The organism is Roseibium algicola (assembly GCF_001999245.1).
Classification (GTDB): domain Bacteria; phylum Pseudomonadota; class Alphaproteobacteria; order Rhizobiales; family Stappiaceae; genus Roseibium; species Roseibium algicola.
This window is the reverse complement of record NZ_CP019630.1, coordinates 2,975,704-2,995,995: the sequence shown is the minus strand read 5'-3', so window position 1 is coordinate 2,995,995 and position 20,292 is coordinate 2,975,704. Positions and strand designations below refer to the sequence as shown.

The window sequence follows — 20,292 nt, the reverse complement described above, 5'->3', positions numbered from 1 at the left end:
CCTTTCAGGCCAACTTTGCGCCGCAAACAGCCGCCACAACTTCAAGTTATGCGAATTTGAAATTGAACCCAATGGGGAGGGGCGAGCGTCATCAATGACCAGCGAAACAGTGAATTTTTACAACACCACTGCCAAGGAATATGTTGCCGACAAGGAGACGCCTAATCCCAGATTGCCTGCCTTCCTGGAGCGATGCAAAGCAAAGGGCAGAATTCTGGAACTGGGAACCGGAGGCGGTGTGGACGCCGAGGCCATACTCAAGTCCGGCTTCGTCCTGGATGCCACGGATGGCTCGTCCGAACTCGCTGCGATAGCTGCGCAACGGTTAGGCCAGCCGGTTCGGACCATGTTGTTTAACGAGCTTGATGCGGTTGAGGTTTATGACGGCGTCTATGCCTGCGCCGCACTGACACACGCTCCAAGAGCCGACCTCGGCGATGTGGTTGAGAGAATTCATCGGGCGCTACACGAGAACGGGGTCGTTTGGGCCAGTTTCAAGGTTGGCACCAACGAAGGCACAGACGCGTTTGGTCGCTACTACAATCTTCTGCCTCAGGACGAACTGACTGCGATCTGGCGAGAAGCGGCAACCTGGCGCATCCTGGAAACAGAAACCTGGTTGGGAAGTGGCTATGACCGCAAACCGACCCAATGGGCCGCCATCACCGCGATCAAATAACGTCCGTTGAGGCAGGCTGTGCCGGCGGGCTTGCGCCGCGAGCTTCCCACATCACGCAAGATCTGCTCACTCCACCGTCACGCAGTTCGGATCGCCTTCCCTCCACATCCTGAGGACTTTGCAATCCTCTGGATGTGGACATCATCCGGGGGGCGGGATCTCCATGGAGCTGAAGACCGGGTATGAGGCTGAAGCCGGGACAGGGCCCGATCAGTTCGGCTTGGTATCCGGAACCACTTCGGTTTCGATCGGACCAACACCAGCGCCTTCTTCCGAAGCTTTCGGACCGAAGGGTACCCAACGCTTGAAGAAGCTTCCGACAGAGCCGCCGCCCGACTGGTCCTGCGGGGCAAAGGCGGTCTCGACCGCCGAGCCCGGACGCCGCTGTGCTGCCGGAGCCGCTTCTGCAGGAACTGCAGGCGTCGCCGTTTCGGCGGCGGGCTGTACGTCAGGCGCAGCCGTCTCGGCCGTGGCAACAGCCGGGTTGGTGTCGTCCTCACCACCGCCAAGCGCTTCGGCAAGCCGGTTGGAGCGCTCTTCCCAGCGCTTCTGGCGCTCGTCACGAGCATCGAAGCGGGCAGCAAGCTGCTGGTATTTCTCGTTGTCGCGGCGCTGCTTGGAGGCAACTGCCGTCGCGATGCTCGGGCTCACCTGATAGTCGGGGCATTTGGCGCTGGCCCGGAAGGGTACGCCTTCCACCAGCGTGGTGGCATCGAACACGTATTTCTTCTCGCAGACGGAAATCTGCGGCGGGGTCTGCGTGATCTCGAAATGGTCGTAGCCGGTCTTCAGCATTTTCCAGAATTCCATGTGCTCGCTGTCGCGGTGGCGAGCCATGTTTTCCGGCGTCATGCGGAAGGGAAAGGCCTGGACCTGGAAGGAGCGCTGACCACCCTTGAAGCTGTCGCGGGCAAGCGCGTAGATGTCCTGGACCTGCTCGTCCGTCATCGCGTAGCAGCCACGGGACGAACAGGCGCCATGCACCATCAGATGCGAGCCGGTGCGGCCGTGGGAGCGGTCATAGGAATTCGGGTAACCGAGGTTGAAAGCCAGGTGATAACTGGAATTCGGGTTCATCAGGGCAGGCGTGATCTCGTAGAAGCCTTCCGGGGCCTGACGGTCGCCTTCCTTGAACTTCGGGCCGAGCTTGCCGGACCATTTGCAGATCTCGAACTCGTCCAGAAGCTGGTATTTGCCCGTGCGGGTCTGTTTCCAGACTTCCAGAGCACTTTCTTCCTTGAAGATCCGGATCATGATCGGCGAGGTCGAGCTCATGTTGAGATCGTTCATCTTGCGCTTGATCGACGCGCTGACAGGCTGCTGCGCCTTGTTGGGGCCTGCAGTAAATTCGTCTGCCTGGCAAGCCGCCAGCACACCGGCAATCATCAGCGCCGCACCAAGACGGGCTGCCTTGCGGCCACTCAGGCCGCTGTTGCCAAGAAGAAGGCCGGCTGGCGTGTTCATAAGGCGCCGAAAGACCATGATACTGTCCCAAACTAAGCGGAAACCGACAAAGGCGAACGAACTGCCTTGCCGCATTTCCTGCGTCCTCGCCCCCGCGCAAAGGCTAGGGAATGATGGTTGACGATAAGTTACTGAAACCGGATTGTGCCTGCGACCAAAATTATGGTGATAGGAACAAAAACTTGCCCAAGCGTCATCTTGCGCGTCCCAACTTCGCCTGAATGACGGCAAATTCTGGCCACAGGATGGCAAAAAGGCCGCTTTTACGGCGGCCTTGCATCGTTTTTTTCCGAAATACAGCAGTTTGGTGAACAGCGCGGTTACCAGCGTGGCGATATTGCCGAACCCGGCAACCGGAAGACCTAGCTCAGGGTTCTGCCGATAGCGATGAATTTTTCGCGCCGCTGCTTGCGTATTTCATCCGGCGACAGGCCCGCCAACTCTTTCAGCGCAGATTCGATCGCCTTGCCCGCGTTGTCGATAACGATTTCACGTGCACGGTGCGCACCGCCGACAGGCTCCTTGATGATGTCGTCGATGACACCGAGCTGCTTGAGATCCTGTGCGGTGATCTTCAGTGCTGTCGCAGCGTCCTGCGCCTTGGCGCTGTCGCGCCACAGGATGGAGGCGGCGCCTTCCGGTGAAATCACCGAATAGATCGCGTGTTCCATCATGAGAACCTTGTTGGCGGTCGCGATCGCGATCGCGCCACCGGAGCCGCCTTCGCCAATGACGACGGAAACGGACGGCGTTCCAAGGCCGAGGCCGACATCCGTCGAGCGGGCGATGGCTTCGGACTGGCCGCGCTCTTCAGCCCCGCGTCCCGGATAGGCGCCGGAGGTGTCGACAAAGGTGATCAGCGGCAGGCCAAAACGTTCGGCCATTTCCATGACCCTGACCGCCTTGCGGTAACCTTCCGGACGGACCATGCCGAAGTTGTGCTTCAGACGCGTTTCGGTGTCGTGGCCTTTTTCCTGAGCCAGAACAGCCACCGACTGACCGCGAAAACGACCGATACCGGCGATCAGCGCTGCATCTTCGGCAAACTTCCTGTCACCGGCAAGCGGCGTGAAATCTTCGATCAGACCGGCGATATAAGCAACGGCATGCGGGCGATCGGGATGGCGGGCAACGAGCGTTTTCTGCCAGGGCGTCAGTTTGGCGTAGAGGTCCTGCAGCGTTTGCGAGGATTTCGTTTTCAGCCGGTCGATTTCACTGTCGACATTGACGGCTTCGCCATCTTCCCCGGCCAGAGCGCGCAGCTCCTGGATCTTGCCTTCAATGTCTGCAACGGGCTTTTCGAATTCCAAATAGCTGTGCATTTACTCGGTTACCTGAAACAAGCCGGCACCGCCTTACGTCCGGCGGCCGCTCCGGAAATTCTGTCACAAGATCGAAGGATTACCAGCCGAAAGCGACCAGCCACCCGAATGTCGATCATTTCAAAGACGTTCAAGCATCTTTGCCGCGTCTGAACAACGCAAGATGCTCCAGGCAACGCAAGCGTGCCTGAACGCATAGTTGGAGGGCTGTATCAAGAGACGCAAGTGGGCGCAAGTCTCGGTGTGCCGGCAAACAGGGATTGAAAGCCTGTCGCGCCTGGGAAACCCTTCCCGGATTTTTGCCGGAAAGGGCCGAAGAAGGGTCGGTGATCAGTCGACGGATGCCTGATCGCTGCCGGCACCGTCGATCTTGAGCTTGTCTGCTTCCACGATCAGGCGGCCGTTCTTGGTGTCTATGGAAATCCGGTAGGGGACGAGCACGTTGTCACGGCCCATCGGCGCAACCCACACTTCCATGTTGGCCTGAGCCATGTATTTGACCGAATCCTTGGACGGGCGGTGCCCGGCGACAGGTACCCAGCGGGCCTTGCAAACAACGACCTGGCCGTCATAGCCGTGGCCCGAGACTTCCTTCGTGCCGGAATAGCTCAGCTTGATATCGAACCGTGTCCAGCCGTCGAACACCGGCAGACGACGCGAACAGGCCTTCGGCCCGAGACTGTCCTTGGCACGGCCGACCGGCATCAGAGCGGCGCTCAGCGGATCGATCGCATTGCGCGTATGCCGATCCGTCACCTTGATCCGCTCCGGATTAGGCTTGAACTGCGGCGCGACTTCCATTGAACGGATGGACCCGGAGCCCTGGCTCAGGTTGACGTAGAAATCGAGATTGGAGGCGTGCGACGCCATCCTGTATTTCGACGGCACGACGCGCGATCCGACCATCCAGCCGGATGCTTCCGCCCCACCCTTGCCGGTGGTGAACAGCGTGCCGATACCTGCCGGCTCCAGACTGACCTTGGCCGAATAGGCATTGCCCTGCATGACGAGCGACAGCGTTCCGCGCCCGACCTTGAAGCCGGCAATCGAAATATTGTAAAGGCCGCCGACGCTGTTTTTCTTGGCTTCCGCCGGTGTCGTCAGCAGCGCCGCAGCAAGCATTGGCAGGGCGACCAGCCGCCCGAGAGACATCAAACCAAACACTTCAAAACCTCCGGACTGCCGTCTGGCAGCGAATTGCGCCCCCGCGCCATGAGTGTTCCGCGACGGAAAGATACCATAAATCCCGCTCGATGAACGACCCCAATCATTCTAAATTATGGTAACTCACTGGTTAACAGCCGGGCGTCCTGCAAATAAAAGCAGTGAATCTCCGCAAAGCGGCGGAGATGTCTTGACGTTGGCCTTCACTCCCATTATAGCGGGGCAACTTTTTCCGAGAAATGCCGGAGACGATGTCGCCGGGCCTCAGGTCCGCGCCGGTTCCGGTTGGACTTGCTGGGTTCAAAGTAACGGCCCAGCCACGAAAACAAAAGGTGATATCATGGCACGCCGTTGCGAACTCTCCGGCAAAGATGTGATGACGGGCAACAACGTCTCCCACGCTAACAACAAGTCCCGCCGCCGGTTCCTGCCGAACCTGTGCAACGTGTCCCTCATCAGCGACACGCTCGGCGAAACCTTCAAGCTGAAGGTCTGCGCACACGCACTGCGCTCCGTCGAACACCGCGGTGGTCTGGACGCATACCTGATGAAGGCAAGCGACGCGGACCTGTCCGACGCTGCTCGCAAGATCAAGGTCGACATCAAGCGCAAGCAGGCTGAAGCCGCTGCCGCTTAAGGCCTGAAGCGCCTGCACGGCTCGCTCCGGCAGCAGGCAGCTCGCATACTTGCAAAGAACCTTTTCAGGACGCCCAATCGATATCGGTTGGGCGTCTGTCGTTATGAGGTGAACACATGACCGAAACCCGGACCTTCTCCGCGAGCCATCACGTTGTCGCCATTCTGGCGATGGCGGCCGTTGTCGTTGCATCCAACTTTCTGGTCCAGTTCCCGGTCGAGCATTTCATCGGCGGTGTCAATCTTGCCGATACGCTCACCTGGGGTGCGTTCACCTACCCGGTCGCCTTCCTGGTGACCGATCTCACCAACCGCCGCTTCGGCCCGACCGCCGCACGTAAGGTTGTGATTGCCGGCTTCCTGATTGCCGTGGTCCTGTCAATCTGGCTGGCGACGCCCCGCATTGCCATCGCCTCCGGCACCGCGTTCCTGGTCGCGCAATTGCTGGACGTGACGATATTCGACCGCATGCGAAAGCTGGCCTGGTGGAAAGCGCCGATCACCTCTTCCTTCATCGGCTCGGTAATCGACACGCTCCTGTTCTTCGGCATCGCCTTTTCCGCCAGCTTCGCCTTCATCGACGGCCTGTTCGGGATGGACGACAGCTCGCTCGCCTTCCCGGTGCCCTTCCTGGGCATCAGCGACGATACCCAGGCGCTGCTGTGGGTGTCGCTGGCCGTGGGAGACTTCCTGGTCAAGATGCTGGTTGCCGTCGCCCTGCTCGCCCCTTACCGCATCGTGCTCGGCCTGTTTCAGGCCATGCCGAAGGGAACTGCCGCCTAGGCATCAGGCGCGACAAAGGCGGGGTTGGTCGTCCGGGGATCGACTTGCCGGGCAGAAGTGCTCCCGCGCCTCAATCTTCCAGCCGAAACCTCAGGAACAAGGTCCTCTGCAGGATCGAACGGTTGTTGTCGGAGACAAGCGTCAGGATTGTTTCACCGTTTTCATTGGTGTGAATACCCAGAGCTTCCATGTTGTCGATCTGGGAGTTGAAGTCGGCCTCCAGCAGCAACTCGCCTTCCAGAACGGCTCCGGCAGCAATGTCGGCTCCTTTGAACCGCCGCAGCCGCAGGCCGATCAGATCACGCAGGCTGAAGCGGCGCTCCACCAGAATCATGTCGCCGCCGGGCAGAAACGCCGCATCCGTCGCATCGAAGCGCTCATACCGGCGGATGGTGAAACGTTCCGTGCCGTCCGGACCGATGATGAAGCCAGACAGATCATGCAGGTCGCTTGGCGCTGATTCCGCGACAGCCACGAGCTTGCCGGCCAACGGGCCGTCCTCCGGCCCGGCCGCCAGAGCTTCCAGACCGGTGTTGCGCGGCAGATCGCGAATATCCTGCGGCAGCGCGACTTCACCGATCATCCTTTCCTTGCCGGTCGAAATCGGCCACGGATATCGGTAGATGGCGTTGCGGGTTTCAGCAGTGACATAAAGACCGGAGCCCGACAGCGTCAGTGCCTCGGTATCATGACCCCAGCGTGCATCGAGCGTTTTGCCATCGGCACCCAAAAGCGGCGCGAACCGCAAGTCTTCGATCTCCGTCGGCTTGCCATCCGCTGTCTGCACGATTCGGCCACTGACCCAATGCCCGTTGTCGGTGACCGCCAGAAACGCGCTTCCCCCGTCCAGACTGATCAGACCGGAAAGCCCGCCGACCTTGCGGTCCGCGGCTATCAGCTCCAGACCGCCAAGAAAAGTCAGCTTGCCGAAGGTCGTATCGGCAAGCCCTATGCGGAATGTGTCGATGGACCGGGTACGGGCCTTGACCGGCTGTGCGTCCGAAAGCAGCTCCGGCGCCCCGGCGGCGGCGGGCGCAGCAAACCAGAAAGTGGAGAGAAAGACGGCAGCCAGCGCGAAGCTGCCTGCCGAAAGACGCCTTTCTGCTCCCATGTTTTCCAGATCCTGCCGACTAACGATGACCCGCGCGGCGACGGCGGCCACGCGTGTTGAAGGAGGTGTCCACCTCGTCGTCGAAAAGGTTGGCAAGCTGGTCTGTCATGGCACCCGCAAGTTCTTCGGCATCGACAATGGTGACCGCCCGTCGGTAGTAGCGCGTGACGTCGTGTCCGATACCGATGGCGATCAGCTCGACCGGTGACCGGGTCTCGATTTCCTCGATGACGTAGCGCAGGTGGCGCTCCAGATAGTTGCCCGGGTTGACCGAAAGCGTGGTGTCGTCCACCGGCGCGCCGTCGGAAATCATCATCAGGATGCGACGTTGTTCGGGCCGCGCCATCAGCCGGTCATGAGCCCACAGCAGGGCTTCGCCGTCGATGTTTTCCTTCAAAAGGCCCTCGCGCATCATCAGGCCGAGGTTGCGCCGGGCCCGGCGCCAGGGCGCATCCGCGGACTTGTAGATGATGTGGCGCAGATCGTTGAGCCGGCCAGGTGTCGGCGGCTTGCCCGCACCGATCCAGCTCTCCCGCGACTGGCCGCCTTTCCAGGCCTTGGTGGTGAAGCCGAGGATCTCGACCTTCACGCCGCAGCGCTCCAGCGTGCGCGCCAGAATGTCGGCACAAGTGGCGGCAACGGTGATCGGACGCCCGCGCATGGAGCCCGAGTTGTCCAGAAGCAGCGTCACGACCGTGTCGCGGAAATTGGTGTCCCGCTCCTGCTTGAAGGCAAGCGGGGCCATCGGATCGGTTACGGCACGGGTCAGTCTGGCGGTGTCCAGAAGCCCTTCTTCAAGGTCGAAGTCCCAGGCCCGGTTCTGCTGCGCCATCAGCTTGCGCTGCAACCGGTTGGCAAGGCGCGCCACGGCCCCTTGCAGGTGGGTCAACTGCTTGTCCAGGAACCCGCGCAGACGATCGAGCTCCGCCATGTCGCAAAGTTCTTCAGCGGTAATCGTCTCGTCAAACTGGGTGGTGAACACCCGGTAGTCGGATTCCGGCCGGTTGGAAAACGGCGTATCGGGTCGGTCGCTTTCGCCCGGTTCCTCGGTATCCTCAGACATGTCCTGATCGGCGAAGTCTTCCATATCGGCTTCGGCAGCTTCCGTATCGCCGCTTTCCTGCTCTTCGCCGGAAAGTTCCATCTCCTGCGGAGAGGCTTCCTGTTCGCCGGAATCTTCTTCGCTGTCGTCGCCCGATTCAGCTTCGTCGTTGTTGCCCTGGTCCTCGTTTTCTTCCGGGTCCATGTCCTGGTCGTGATCGCCAAGCTCATCGCCCATGTCGAGCGATTTCAGGACGTCCCGCAGACGGGCCGCGAAAGAATTCTGGTCCTCGACTTCGGCTTCCAGCCTGTCAAGGTCGGCACCGGCCTTGTCCTCGATCCAGCCACGCCACATGTCGACGAGCTTGGTCGCGCTTTCCGGCGGCTTCGCACCGGTCAGGCGTTCACGCACCAGCAGGGACAGGGCATCCTGCAGCGGCGCTTCTTCCCGGCTGGAGATATCCGGCGCACCGGACTTGCGGAACCGGTCGTCCAGCATCACAGACAGGTTGTCGGCAACCCCTTGCATCCGACGTGCGCCAACGGCTTCGCAGCGGGCCTGTTCGACCGCTTCGAAAATCGCCCGCGCGTCCGGGCCCTGCGGCATGTTCTTGGAATGAACAGCCTTGTCGTGGCAGGCAATGCGCAGGGCGATGCTGTCCGACAGGCCACGGGTGATCGCGATCTCGCGCGCGTTGATCTTGCGCGAAGGCTCGGGCAAGCGCGCGGACATGCCGCTGAGACCGGGCCGGTCACCGGAAAAGATGACTTCCAGTTCCGGTTCTCCGGAAATCGCCCGCATGGTACCGGACACCGATTGCTTGAATGGCTCGGTGCTCGGTGCGGGCTTGTTGCCCGGAAGGGAATTGTGACCCGGCCGCGGTGCCATCGGGACCTCAGCTCATGACTACGTTGACGGAGGATTCCGGCAGATCTTCACCGAAGCAGCGCTGATAGAACTCTGCCACCAGGGACTGTTCCATGTCGTCGCACTTGTTGAGGAAGGTCAGGCGGAAGGAAAAGCCGACATCGCCGAATATCTGGGCATTTTCCGCCCAGGTAATGACCGTACGCGGGCTCATGACCGTGGACAGGTCGCCGTTGATGAAGGCGTTCCGGGTCATGTCCGCCAGGCGTACCATCTTGGAAACGGTATTGCGGCCTTCGTCCGACTGGAAGTGCTTGGCCTTCGACAGAACGATATCCACCTCGTTGTCATGCGGCAGGTAGTTCAGCGTGGTGACGATCGACCAACGGTCCATCTGCGCCTGGTTGATCTGCTGTGTGCCGTGATAAAGACCTGAGGTATCGCCGAGACCAACCGTGTTGGCGGTGGCGAACAGCCGGAAGGCGGCATGCGGACGGATGACCCGGCTCTGGTCGAGCAGCGTCAGGCGGCCGGAAGATTCCAGAATACGCTGGATCACGAACATCACGTCCGGACGGCCGGCGTCGTATTCGTCGAAGACCAGCGCGACATTGTGCTGATAGGCCCAGGGCAGGATCCCGTCGCGAAACTCGGTGACCTGCTTGCCGTCCTTGATCACGATCGCGTCCTTGCCGACCAGATCGATACGGGAAATATGGCTGTCCAGGTTGACGCGAATACACGGCCAGTTGAGACGCGACGCCACCTGCTCGATGTGGGTCGATTTACCGGTACCGTGATACCCGGTCACCATCACGCGCCGGTTATGAGCAAAACCCGCCAGGATCGCCAACGTGGTCGCGCGGTCGAACAGGTAGTCTTCGTCACGCTCGGGCACATGTTCTGACGGCGCGGAAAATGCAGGTACCTTGAGGTCGGACTTGAAACCGAAAACCTCTTCTACGGAAATTTCAGTGTCCGGCATGGCCATGGCCGCAGTCGTCGTCTCAGTCATCAGTCCTCCGCAGTCCCGGAAGTTCGGGAAGGGTCGTTTGGGAAAAGCCGGCAGGACCCTGCAGGCTCTAAAGGAAACCGGCTTTTTTCAGAACGTTATACGCCTGAATGATTTCCCGCAGGCGGTCTTCGGAAGACCTGTCACCGCCATTGGCATCCGGATGGTTCAATTTAACAAGCTCCTTATAGCGCGCTTTGATTTCGGCGCCACGGGCTGTGTAAGGCAGATTGAGCACATCCAGGGAACGTTTTTCAAGCGTTAGTAGCTTTCTTTCGCGCGGACGCCGAACTTGCTCGGTGCGCCGCTGCGCATTGGAGCGCATGCTGGAGCGGGCGTCGAACCCGTCCGGCCCCTCGGCTGCCTGCCGGTTTACGCCCATTTTCCAGGTCGGCCGGTGCCCCGTCAGACTGTCCTTCTGATAGGTGCGCACGTCGTCGTCGCCCATACCTGTAAAATAGTTGTAGGACTTGTTGTATTCGCGCACATGGTCGACGCAGAAATTGAAATACTGCCCCTCCCGGTCACGCCCTTTCGGCGCCCGGTGCGTGCCTGGCCGCTTGCAACCCGGATGGTCGCACGAAGGATGGCGGTCCTGTTCCACCCGTTCCTTGTCCGGTTTCACACGGATGCTGTCGAAGAGTTTTGAGTCCAGTTTCATGCGCCGAAATATTGAAGTGTGAGGGCCGACGGGCAAGCCGCAGGCCGTTGCATTGTCCCGGTATCCAAAGTTAATTTCCCCGCACCGGATTTCGAAAGTCGAAGAGCCCGGCACTGTATCAGGCAGGGCCGGACCACGAAAGACTTGAACTTCGAAAACAGCTACGCCAAGTGAGACACATGAGCACAAAGCAGACGATCACCGACAAACTCTCCGCAGCCTTCTCGCCGTCTTTTCTGAACGTCATCGACGAGTCGGAAAAGCACAGGGGCCACGGTGGCTGGCGCGAGGGCGGCGAAACCCACTTCCGGGTACAGATCGCCGCAGCCGCTTTCGAAGGCATGAACCGGGTTGCACAACATCGAGCGATCAACGAGACGCTCTCCCATGAACTGGCGACCACCGTGCACGCTTTAGCGATCGAAGTTCAACGCCCAGAATGAGATTCGTTTAATATTCCCGATGGATGAACTAAGACAAACAGCAAATTACATAAGCTGCCTCACGGTAGTTATATGTTTATTTTTAGTATATTCGGCATCAATGCTGATCTACGATCTACCGTTCACATTTAACGAAATACTTTTACACTACGGATGCTTATCACTCGCCGCAACTTTCAGCCTGTTTCTGATTTTCGGAAACGTGAAAAGATATTTCATCGTCAAAACAACCCTTAGAGCGATTTCAAGGAACTATCTCTTGCGCTGCTGCGTGTTGTTTCTATCTACCCTGATCGTATTGGCGGCAATAACAGAGCTTCTTACTCTTTTCGAGTTCACCAATATCGCTCTAGCCAGCATATTTTTTTCTTTAATTCTACTTATATACGCCGCACTTAGCAGAGCAATACTGAGATTTGTTTTCTTACGCACTCTATAAGTTAACAGATGCAAGCATCCACAAGCACAGCTGAAGACAACACGCGCCCCTTAACTCGCTCAACGATCAAGCGCCTTGCTTAACCGCCTGCTTTCGCAGCCGCTCCCGCAACGGCCTGGGCAGCTCCGGCCGGCATCTTGACGCCGGGTATCTGGCCAAGCGGCATGATGCGCAGCCGCGTGATGCGGTTCTTCTCCCGCCGCAGCACCGTGAAGCGGAAGCCGTGGAAGGTGAAGATCTGGCGCTCGTCCGGAATCATCCGCGCTTCGTGAATGACCAGACCGGCGATCGTTGTCGCCTCGTCGTCCGGCAGGCTCCAGTCGGCAGCGCGGTTGAGGTCGCGAATCGGCACCGAGCCGTCGACAATCACCGAGCCATCAGCTTGCGGCCGCAGGCCTTCCAGCTCCACGTCGTGCTCATCGGCGATCTCGCCGACGATTTCTTCCAGAATGTCTTCCAGCGTGACCAGGCCCATCACCTCGCCATACTCGTCAACCACGAGCGCGAAATGGGACTTGTGGCGCAGGAATGCATTGAGCTGATCCTGAAGCGAGGTCGTGTCGGGAACGAACCAGGCCGGGGCAGCGATATCCAGAACGTTGATCTTCGCAGCATCGCCACCGGCAGCCTGCAACGCACGCAGCAGATCCTTGGCATGCAGCACGCCGACGAAATTGTCGCTCTCCCCGCGCCAGAGCGGCAGGCGGGTATAGGGCGATGCCAGAGCCGCGTTCACCAGCTTGTCCGGCGCATCGTCCGCATTCAGCGCCACCATGTTGGTGCGGTGAACCATCACGTCCGAGACTTCCAGTTCCGCCAGGTCGAGCAAACCGCCGAGGCGGTCGCGCTCACCCTTTTCCAGGCCACCTTCGATATGCTGCAGATCGACGGCGCCGCGCAGTTCCTCATGCGGCGACAGGATCGAGGTGTCGTCGCCGATATTGACGCCAACCAGCTTCAGGATGTTGCGGACAATCCACTCCACCCCGACCACGATCGGACCGAACACGGCCACCACGAAGCGCACGATCGGCGCCACCGCCAGCGCAAACCGCTCCGGATTCGAAATGGCCCAGGTCTTCGGCAGCACTTCGGCAAAAACCAGAACGAGGGCGGTCATCACCAGGGTGGCAAGCGCAACGCCAGCGTCGCCGAACAGGGACAGGAACACACTGGTTGCCAGAGCCGACGCCAGAATGTTGACCAGGTTGTTGCCCAGCAACAAGGCGCCGATCAGACGTTCCCGGTTGGCGATCAGCAGGCTGACCACCCGGGCGCGCCAGTCGCCGGTTTTTTCCATCTGGTGCATGCGCGCGCGCGATGCGGCGGTGAGCGCCGTTTCCGAACCGGAAAAGAAGCCGGACAGGAACAGGAGAACGAAGATGGCGACAATCGCCAGCCAGAGAGCCGTTTCCGTCATGCCTCGAGTTTCTCCTTCAGGAAGTCAGAGACCAGTGCGGGATCGACGCCTTTTTCGACAAAGGCTTCGCCGATACCGCGCGTCAGAATGAAGGTCAGCGCCCCCCGGTTGACCTTCTTGTCCTGTGCGATGATATCCATGAGCGTTTCAGCCGGCGGTAGCTGACCAGGGATGTCCTGCACTCGCACTGGCAGGCCGACATCGCTCAGATGCTTGTGGACACGTTCGACGGTGTCCTCGCCGATCAGGCCGAGGCGCTGAGAAAATTCATGTGCCAGCATCATGCCGATGGAAACGCCTTCGCCATGGACCAGACGCTCGGTCTCGTAGGCGGCCGCCGATTCAAGCGCGTGGCCGAACGTGTGACCCAGGTTGAGCAGCGCCCTGCGGCCGGATTCCAGCTCGTCGGCAGCAACCACATCCGCCTTTGCCTGACAGGACCTTGCGACGGCCTCGTCCCGCTCCGCGCCACCTGCAAAGACCGCCTGCCAGTTGGTCTCCAGCCAGGCGAAGAAATCCGCATCACCCAGGAGCCCATACTTGGCGACTTCCGCATAACCGGCGCGGAAGTCGCGCAGCGGCAGCGTATCCAGAATGGCAGTATCGGCGAGCACCAGGGCGGGCTGGTGGAAAGCGCCGATCAGGTTCTTGCCATGACGTGAGTTGATGCCGGTCTTGCCGCCGACGGAACTGTCGACCTGGGCAAGAAGCGTGGTCGGCACCTGGATGAAGGCCATGCCACGACGCACGGCCGAGGCGACAAAGCCCGTCAGGTCACCGACGACACCACCACCAAGGGCGACGACCGCATCGCCGCGCTCCAGCCGGGCGGCCAGAACCTCGTCGCACAGGCGCTCGAATTCGCGGAAGCATTTGGTGCTTTCGCCTGCCGGCACCGTGATGGCGGTGTGCTCCAGACCGGCGGCCTTGAGGCTCTGCGAAAAAGCCTTCAGATGAAGGCCCGCAACGGTTTCATCGGCAACGACCGCAAGACGAGCGCCGGGCATAACGGCGGCGATTTCCGCTCCCGCTCCTTCAAGCAGCCCCCGACCGATCTTGATGTCGTAACTGCGCGCGCCAAGATCGACCCGGACGATCTTCTCGTCCCGGCCCAACAATGCTTTTGCCACTACCGTGTCTACCATGCCGTCACGCTTCTAAATTCAGGTCATTGATGTTTGCGCGGCACTGGTGGCCTCGCATTCGAACAGGTGATCCGCAAGGGTGGCGACGATTTGATCGACCACCGCCTCATGCGGAACGTCCTTGGAGGTGACCGTCAGCGCCGCCTTGGCATAGACGGGCTCGCGGTCAGCCATCAGCTTGCGCATCGTTCCCTCGGGATCGGGGTTCTGAAGCAGCGGACGCGTGGACCTGCGCCGGACCCGTGCCATGACCGTGTCGAAATCGACTTTCAGCCAGATGGACAGTCCAAGCTCGGCGATTTCCGCCCGAGTTGCCTCGCTCATGAAAGCGCCGCCGCCCGTTGCCAGCACCTGCGGTCCTTCACGCAGAAGCCGGGCGATCACCCGTTCTTCACCGCTGCGAAAATAAGGCTCGCCGTGTTCAGCGAAAATTTCCGCCACGCTCATGTTGGCCGCGCGCTCGATTTCGGTATCGGCGTCGACAAATTCAAGGCCCAGCCGGTGCGCCAGCCGCTTGCCGACGGTCGACTTGCCACAGCCCATGATTCCCACCAGAACGATGGACCGATGCCCCAGGGCAGCTACCAGGCGGGCCAGATCAACGGGTTTTACGTCTGTCTCCGCGGATCCTCCTTCGGAAGACCGCGCCTTGTCGTGTTCTGTCATGGCGGCGTTTTAACATATTCGTCAAAAAAGACACGGGGGAACTCCGCCTGCCGGACTGCTGCTTTGCCTTGCATGCGCCCCCGCCTTGTTGAAACAATCGCCTATCCGATTCGCTTACCCGTGAGCGGACCGACGCCCTGACCTGGAGACAGCCGACGTGCCGACCCTGACCCGCCTGTTGCTCGTGCTGCTGCTGCTCGGCGCGCTCGGTTATGGCGCGATCTACTCCCTGGCCAACCTTGTCGATCCGCGTGAACGGGAAATCGAGGTAAGGGTGAAGAAAGACGGCTTCGGCCGCTAGCACACGCTTTCAAATGGCGGGTCATCAACGGGACAAGTTTCAGGTCCTTTGCGAAGGCATACGCAATGGCAACCGGTTTCGATCTTGAAAACTTCCTCGAAATGCTGGCCGCCGAACGCGGCGCGGCAGAAAACACGCTGGCCGGATACCGCCGCGACCTGGAGGATTTTTCAGGCTTCCTCGGCCGAAAGATGCTTGCATCAGCGCAATCCGAAGACATTTCGGCTTACCTGGGCGATCTCAACCGGCGCGGATTTGCCGAGACCTCGCAGGCAAGACGCCTGTCCGCACTGAAGCAGTTCTACAAGTTCCTTTACGCGGAAGGCTCCCGGGAAGATGACCCGACCCGCACATTGTCCGCCCCGAAAAAGCGCGCGAGCCTGCCCAAGGTGCTGTCGATGGAAGACGTCGACAGGTTGATCGAAACCGCCAGGGCGGAAACCGAAAAGCCTCAGAAAAGCGCGGCGGCACGCTTGCGTACTCAGCGCATGTACACACTTATCGAAGTGCTTTATGCGACCGGCCTGCGCGTTTCGGAACTGGTTGCCCTGCCGGTTACCGCTGCGCTCCGGGACGCTCGCCTGATCGAAATCAGGGGCAAGGGCGGCAAGGAGCGGCTTGTGCCGCTGTCCCGCGCTGCCCAGGCTGCCATGAAGGACTACGTCGGTCTGCGTGCTGCCGAAGGGGCATACGAAAAAAGCCCGTGGCTGTTTCCCTCCCACGGCGACAGCGGACACCTGACGCGCCAGCATTTTGCACGAGACCTGAAGGACCTTGCCGTCGCCGCCGGTCTCGATGCCGGCAAGATTTCCCCGCACGTGCTGCGCCACGCATTCGCTTCCCACCTTTTGCAGAACGGTGCCGACCTCAGAGTGGTGCAGCAGTTGCTGGGCCATGCGGACATTTCCACGACGCAGATCTACACCCACGTCCTGGACGAGCGCCTGCGCGAACTGGTGGAAAGTGCACATCCCCTTGCGAAGAAGTAATTCTTTCCGCAGCCACAACCTCGCGAAAGACAAAAAACCAGCCTTCCTGAGGGAAGGCTGGCCTTGTTCGTCGTGTTATCGCGCGGTCAGGCCGCGCGAACACCGGAAAGGAAGTTGGAGATCTCGCTGCGGATAAGGGCTGCCTGTTCGGACAGCGACGTTGCCAGCTGCTCGACCTCGCCGCCGGTTGCCCGGGCGTGTTCGGTGGCAGAACCGACAGCGGTCATGCATTCGGCCCCTTCATGCGAGCGGGTCGAGGCATCGACCACGTTCTTGGCGATGGACTGAACCGCGGCATCCTGCTGGATGACGGCCGAGGCCACGGCCGAGGCCAGGCCTTCCATTTCGGAGATGATACCGGTCACCTCATCGATCGCATCAAGCGCATGGCTGGACGACATCTGGATTGCCTCCACCTGGCTGGCGATATCTTCCGTCGCACGCGAGGTCTGGTCCGCAAGCTGCTTCACTTCGGCGGCCACGACCGCAAAACCCTTGCCGGCCTCGCCTGCCCGGGCAGCCTCGATGGTAGCGTTGAGCGCCAGGAGGTTGGTCTGATTGGCGATGTCGCGGATCAGGCCCATGACTTCGCCGATCCGGTCGGCCGCGCGGGACAGTTGCCCCATGGTCTGGGACGTGCCTTCCGCGCTGGCAACCGCTTTCTTGGCCACCGTCGTGGAGTTTGACGCCTGGTTGGAGATCTCGTTGATAGACGCTGCCAGTTCCTCGCTGGCCGATGCGGCCGAGTTGACGTTTTCAGCAGCGACGCGCACGGCGTTGCCGGCCCGGTCAGCCTGCTGGGCAACATCGTCCGCCGCGGCTTCGACGGCGGCAGAGGTCTGCGTCAGGTCAGAGGTCGACCGGTCGAGACTTTCCAGAGCCTGCCCGACCGTTGCCTCGAAATTGGCGATCAGCGATTCCAGACGGGCCACACGGGCATCGCGCTGCGCGTTTTCTTCTTCCGATGCGGCCGCGAGGCGCTGCCGTTCGACAGCGTTATCCTGAAAAACGGAAACGGTGCGCGCCATGGCGGCGATTTCAACACTGCCTTTGGCGGCAGGCAGATTGACGTCTACATGCCCGGACGCCAGTTCTTCCATGGCGTTCTGGAGACGCGACAACGGATTGGCGATGGACCGGCCGATGAGCATTCCGGCCAAGACGCCGGACACCAGGAAAGCGGCAATCACGCTGACAACGGCGAGGGTCGAGTAGGCCCGGACGGTTTCAAGATCCTGCTCGGCTGCCAGTTCGGCGTCGCGCGCGGCGTTGTTGAGCGCTTCCAGGCGTGGCGGCACGAGATCGAACAGCGTTTCCAGAAGTTCGATCGATTTGTCCTTTTCGGCGACAGCCGCCGTATAGGCGTCAAACGCTTCCCGGTAGATCGCCATCTTGGTGCCGACGTCTTCCTTGATCTCGTTCGGTAGATAAGCCTTCTTCAACAGGCGCTCATACCGACCGAAAGCCACCTCGAAGTTGCCGAGGGCAACGTCGTTGCGGTCGAGAATGAATTTCTTTTCCGACAACTGAACATCGAGCATGGTGGTGACCATCTTCTCGAAGTCCGGACCGCCACCGAAGCGCATTTCCTTCTTCAGGCGCTTCAGCACCTCGTCGGCGTTTTCGCTGAGCGTTGCTCGAAGGCCTGTTTCGGAATTGAAGCCGATTTCCCGCTGAACGGTATTGAGCGACGAAAAGGCGCCCGACGCCCCGTCAAGCGTGTCGCGAACGTCTGCGATCTCCGCATTGAAGGCTGCAGCAACTGGCTTGGCGGAGATGTCATCCAGAACTCCATGCGCCTCACCGAGCTTGGCCTCGAAAAGTTCGTGATCCTTTTCCTCCGGCCTCGCCAGGTAGCCCTTGCCGATGTTGCGCATGCCGTTCGCAATATCTGAAAGATCAGCAACGCTGCGCGCCAGTCCCGCGCTTTGATCAAGCTTGTTGAAGGCTCCGGCCACCTCGTTCTGGCTCCACCAGAACACCCCGCCGATCGTCAACATGCCGATTGCGGTCAGAAGGCTTAGAGAAAGGATTTTCAGTTTCACGGAAAGCGCGCCGACACGAGCGAGCGCGGACTGCCCAAACATCTTCATGGATCTACAGGTCCCCAGCCGGACTATTTTTTATCCTGGCGGGATTTTGATCCTCATAAGTTAAGGAAACCTCGCATTTATTAGTGAATACGTTGCTACCGGATGCTGATTTTCTCACCACAAAATCGCAGTCAAAGGCCAACCGGAATGGTGGCGTTATGCCCCTGTTTCACGCAGGCAGGCGTTAACGATTTCAGGACCATCGCGCATGGCTGACCCACTCGGACAACCGATAATTTATAAGGAATAATGACAGTACAAGATTTTATTCCAACCACACTTGCCGGCGTGTTTCAGAAGTCCGGTTAAGGATTTCATCGCTGCTTTCAAAGGATGGAATTCGGCTCTATTGCGCTGCAGCAATGACCGCCCTACACTCCGCTGCTCAAAATTGAAGCACCGGACGCTCTGAAATGCTGCAGCCTACTGGCAACTACGACGCGCTGAGAGAGACATTCCGCTGGCCTCGGCCCGCAACCTACAACATGGCCGCAGCCGTCAGCGATGAATGGGCTGCAAGAGACCCGGAGCGCCTCGCGATCCGTCAGGTTCTCGAGAACGGCTCCTGCCGGGACTGGAGCCATCTTGCGCTGAACAGGGCGGCCAATCGCCTTGCCAACGCCCTTGAAGGCCTCGGGCTAAATCGCGGCGACCGGGTTGCCCTGCTTCTGCCGCAGATCCCACAAACCGCCATCGCACATCTGGCGGCCTACAAGACCGGCGCAATTGCAGTGCCTCTGGCAGCCCTGTTCGGGCTGGAGGCGCTGCGCTACCGGCTCTCAGATTCCGGCGCCCGCGTTCTGGTGACAGACACGGCCGGCCTGGCAAAGCTTGCGGAAATCCGGGCTGACCTGCCCGGCCTTGATCTGGTGATCTCGGTCGACGGACCGGAAACCGGCGTGTTCGGATTTGACGATCTGCTGGACAAGGCGTCCGACACCTACCGGACCCTTGCGACCACACCCGACGATCCGGCTTTAATGATCTACACATCCGGCACCACGGGGCAGCCCAAGGGCGTGTTGCATGGCCACCGGGTGCTGCTCGGCCATATGCCCGGCATCGAGCTTTCGCAGAATTTCCTCGGCCGTGAAGGTGACTTGCTCTGGACGCCCGCAGACTGGGCCTGGGCAGGCGGCTTGCTGAATGCGCTGTTTCCGGCTCTGTCTCTTGGTGTGCCGGTGGTCTGCCACGCGTCTCGCAAGTTCGACCCGGAATTCGCCTTCCATCTGCTTGAAAGACAGAAGATCCGCAATGCCTTCATTCCGCCGACGGCTTTGAAGATGCTGCGCGCTGTGGAGCGTCCGGCCGAGCGCTTCGACCTCACCTGGCGCAGCGTCGGCTCTGCCGGAGAATCCCTCGGTAGGGAAACCTATGACTGGTTCGCTGCGGAATTCGGCTTCAACGTCAATGAATTCTATGGCCAGACGGAATGTAACGCGGTGCTCGGTTCTGCGGCCGCCCTTGGCGTCAGCCGCTCTGGCGCCATCGGCAAGGCAACGCCTGGCCATCAGGTTGCGATCGTCGATGATGACGGCAATGAGCTGCCGGCAGAAACCCTCGGCCAGATCGCCATCCGTCGGCCGGACCCGGTAATGTTCCTGGAATACTGGAAGAAGCCGGAGGCGACGCGGGAGAAGTTCATCGGAGACTGGATGATCACCGGCGACCAGGGCCTGATGGACGAGGACGGCTATGTCCATTTCGTTGGCCGCGACGACGACATCATCACCTCGGCAAGCTACCGGATCGGCCCCGGCGAGATCGAGGATTGCCTGCTGAAGCATCCGTCGATCGCGCTTGCCGCGGCTGTCGGCAAACCGGATCCGCTACGCACGGAAATCGTCAAGGCCTTCATCGTCCTGAAGCCGGGCACGGAAAAAAGCGCGGCTCTGGAAAACGATATCCGCACTTTCGTCCGCGAACGTCTTTCGGCCCATGAATATCCGCGGGAAATCGAATTCGTCACCTCGTTGCCCATGACCACCACCGGCAAGATCATACGCAGGAAATTGCGGGACCTGGAGAGCGTCGAAGGCTAGCTTTGCCCTGTTT

At 60.3% G+C, this 20,292-nt stretch carries 18 protein-coding genes; 7 read left to right on the top strand and 11 right to left on the bottom strand.

The annotated features are described in order from the left end of the window. Nucleotides 1-94 precede the first annotated feature (94 nt). Nucleotides 95-679 carry a class I SAM-dependent methyltransferase gene (locus B0E33_RS14045; RefSeq protein ID WP_077291528.1) on the top strand — a complete coding sequence of 195 codons (585 nt, stop codon included), beginning with the start codon at nucleotides 95-97 and terminating at the stop codon, nucleotides 677-679. A 210-nt stretch (nucleotides 680-889) separates the two neighbouring features. On the opposite strand, the gene B0E33_RS14040 is transcribed toward B0E33_RS14045, so the two are convergent. The 3 genes from B0E33_RS14040 to B0E33_RS14030 all read right to left on the bottom strand — a co-directional run bounded on the left by B0E33_RS14040 (nucleotide 890) and on the right by B0E33_RS14030 (nucleotide 4,629). Continuing rightward, the gene (locus B0E33_RS14040; protein ID WP_077293319.1) at nucleotides 890-2,161 is read right to left on the bottom strand and encodes a L,D-transpeptidase family protein; all 1,272 of its coding nucleotides are present in this window, start codon (nucleotides 2,159-2,161) and stop codon (nucleotides 890-892) included. A 344-nt stretch (nucleotides 2,162-2,505) separates the two neighbouring features. Then, nucleotides 2,506-3,465, bottom strand: coding sequence for an acetyl-CoA carboxylase carboxyltransferase subunit alpha (locus B0E33_RS14035; protein ID WP_023002811.1), 960 nt, complete (start codon nucleotides 3,463-3,465; stop codon nucleotides 2,506-2,508). A gap of 330 nt (nucleotides 3,466-3,795) precedes the next feature. After that, complete coding sequence (locus B0E33_RS14030; protein WP_208984624.1) at nucleotides 3,796-4,629, bottom strand: DUF3108 domain-containing protein; 834 nt, start codon at nucleotides 4,627-4,629, stop codon at nucleotides 3,796-3,798. Nucleotides 4,630-4,969: 340 nt separating this feature from the next. On the opposite strand from B0E33_RS14030, the gene rpmB reads away from it, so the two are divergent. Beyond that, a complete protein-coding gene (rpmB, locus tag B0E33_RS14025; protein ID WP_023002809.1) occupies nucleotides 4,970-5,266 on the top strand; it encodes a 50S ribosomal protein L28 in 297 nt (98 codons plus the stop codon). A 116-nt stretch (nucleotides 5,267-5,382) separates the two neighbouring features. Continuing rightward, a complete protein-coding gene (locus B0E33_RS14020; protein WP_023002808.1) occupies nucleotides 5,383-6,048 on the top strand; it encodes a VUT family protein in 666 nt (221 codons plus the stop codon). A gap of 70 nt (nucleotides 6,049-6,118) precedes the next feature. Here B0E33_RS14020 and B0E33_RS14015 read toward each other — a convergent pair whose 3' ends face one another. From B0E33_RS14015 to B0E33_RS14000, 4 genes are all read right to left on the bottom strand, one after another. After that, nucleotides 6,119-7,159: an esterase-like activity of phytase family protein gene (locus B0E33_RS14015; RefSeq protein WP_077293317.1), complete on the bottom strand. Its 1,041-nt coding sequence runs from the start codon at nucleotides 7,157-7,159 to the stop codon at nucleotides 6,119-6,121. A 19-nt stretch (nucleotides 7,160-7,178) separates the two neighbouring features. After that, entirely contained in the window at nucleotides 7,179-9,089 is a 1,911-nt protein-coding gene (gene cobT, locus B0E33_RS14010) for a cobaltochelatase subunit CobT (protein ID WP_023002806.1), read from the bottom strand. Between the two features lie 7 nt (nucleotides 9,090-9,096). Beyond that, complete coding sequence (cobS, locus tag B0E33_RS14005) at nucleotides 9,097-10,083, bottom strand: cobaltochelatase subunit CobS (protein ID WP_023002805.1); 987 nt, start codon at nucleotides 10,081-10,083, stop codon at nucleotides 9,097-9,099. Between the two features lie 67 nt (nucleotides 10,084-10,150). After that, nucleotides 10,151-10,741, bottom strand: a complete 591-nt coding sequence (locus tag B0E33_RS14000; RefSeq protein WP_023002804.1) for a DnaJ domain-containing protein — start codon at nucleotides 10,739-10,741, stop codon at nucleotides 10,151-10,153. A gap of 179 nt (nucleotides 10,742-10,920) precedes the next feature. Here B0E33_RS14000 and B0E33_RS13995 point away from each other — a divergent pair, with 179 nt between their 5' ends. After that, on the top strand, nucleotides 10,921-11,184 hold the full coding sequence (locus tag B0E33_RS13995) for a BolA family protein (protein WP_023002803.1): 264 nt from the start codon (nucleotides 10,921-10,923) through the stop codon (nucleotides 11,182-11,184). 518 nt (nucleotides 11,185-11,702) lie between these two features. On the opposite strand, the gene B0E33_RS13985 is transcribed toward B0E33_RS13995, so the two are convergent. The 3 genes from B0E33_RS13985 to B0E33_RS13975 are packed head-to-tail and all read right to left on the bottom strand — an operon-like array spanning nucleotide 11,703 to nucleotide 14,854. After that, complete coding sequence (locus tag B0E33_RS13985; RefSeq protein WP_055659829.1) at nucleotides 11,703-13,043, bottom strand: HlyC/CorC family transporter; 1,341 nt, start codon at nucleotides 13,041-13,043, stop codon at nucleotides 11,703-11,705. Continuing rightward, nucleotides 13,040-14,188, bottom strand: a complete 1,149-nt coding sequence (gene aroB / locus B0E33_RS13980) for a 3-dehydroquinate synthase (protein ID WP_077291526.1) — start codon at nucleotides 14,186-14,188, stop codon at nucleotides 13,040-13,042. The genes B0E33_RS13985 and aroB overlap by 4 nt, the downstream gene beginning before the upstream one ends. 18 nt (nucleotides 14,189-14,206) lie before the next feature. Continuing rightward, nucleotides 14,207-14,854 (bottom strand): shikimate kinase, encoded by a 648-nt coding sequence (locus tag B0E33_RS13975; RefSeq protein WP_206051440.1) that lies wholly within the window; start codon nucleotides 14,852-14,854, stop codon nucleotides 14,207-14,209. Between the two features lie 157 nt (nucleotides 14,855-15,011). Here B0E33_RS13975 and B0E33_RS31115 point away from each other — a divergent pair, with 157 nt between their 5' ends. Next, nucleotides 15,012-15,155, top strand: coding sequence for a hypothetical protein (locus tag B0E33_RS31115; RefSeq protein ID WP_167579543.1), 144 nt, complete (start codon nucleotides 15,012-15,014; stop codon nucleotides 15,153-15,155). 65 nt (nucleotides 15,156-15,220) lie between these two features. After that, nucleotides 15,221-16,144, top strand: a complete 924-nt coding sequence (gene xerD / locus B0E33_RS13970) for a site-specific tyrosine recombinase XerD (protein WP_055659832.1) — start codon at nucleotides 15,221-15,223, stop codon at nucleotides 16,142-16,144. An 86-nt stretch (nucleotides 16,145-16,230) separates the two neighbouring features. Here the strand turns inward: xerD and B0E33_RS13965 are convergent, their stop codons facing one another. Further along, the gene (locus tag B0E33_RS13965) at nucleotides 16,231-18,237 is read right to left on the bottom strand and encodes a methyl-accepting chemotaxis protein (protein WP_077291525.1); all 2,007 of its coding nucleotides are present in this window, start codon (nucleotides 18,235-18,237) and stop codon (nucleotides 16,231-16,233) included. Between the two features lie 413 nt (nucleotides 18,238-18,650). Between B0E33_RS13965 and B0E33_RS13960 the strand changes: the two genes are divergently transcribed. Next, complete coding sequence (locus B0E33_RS13960; RefSeq protein WP_077291524.1) at nucleotides 18,651-20,279, top strand: AMP-binding protein; 1,629 nt, start codon at nucleotides 18,651-18,653, stop codon at nucleotides 20,277-20,279. Nucleotides 20,280-20,292 lie beyond the last annotated feature (13 nt).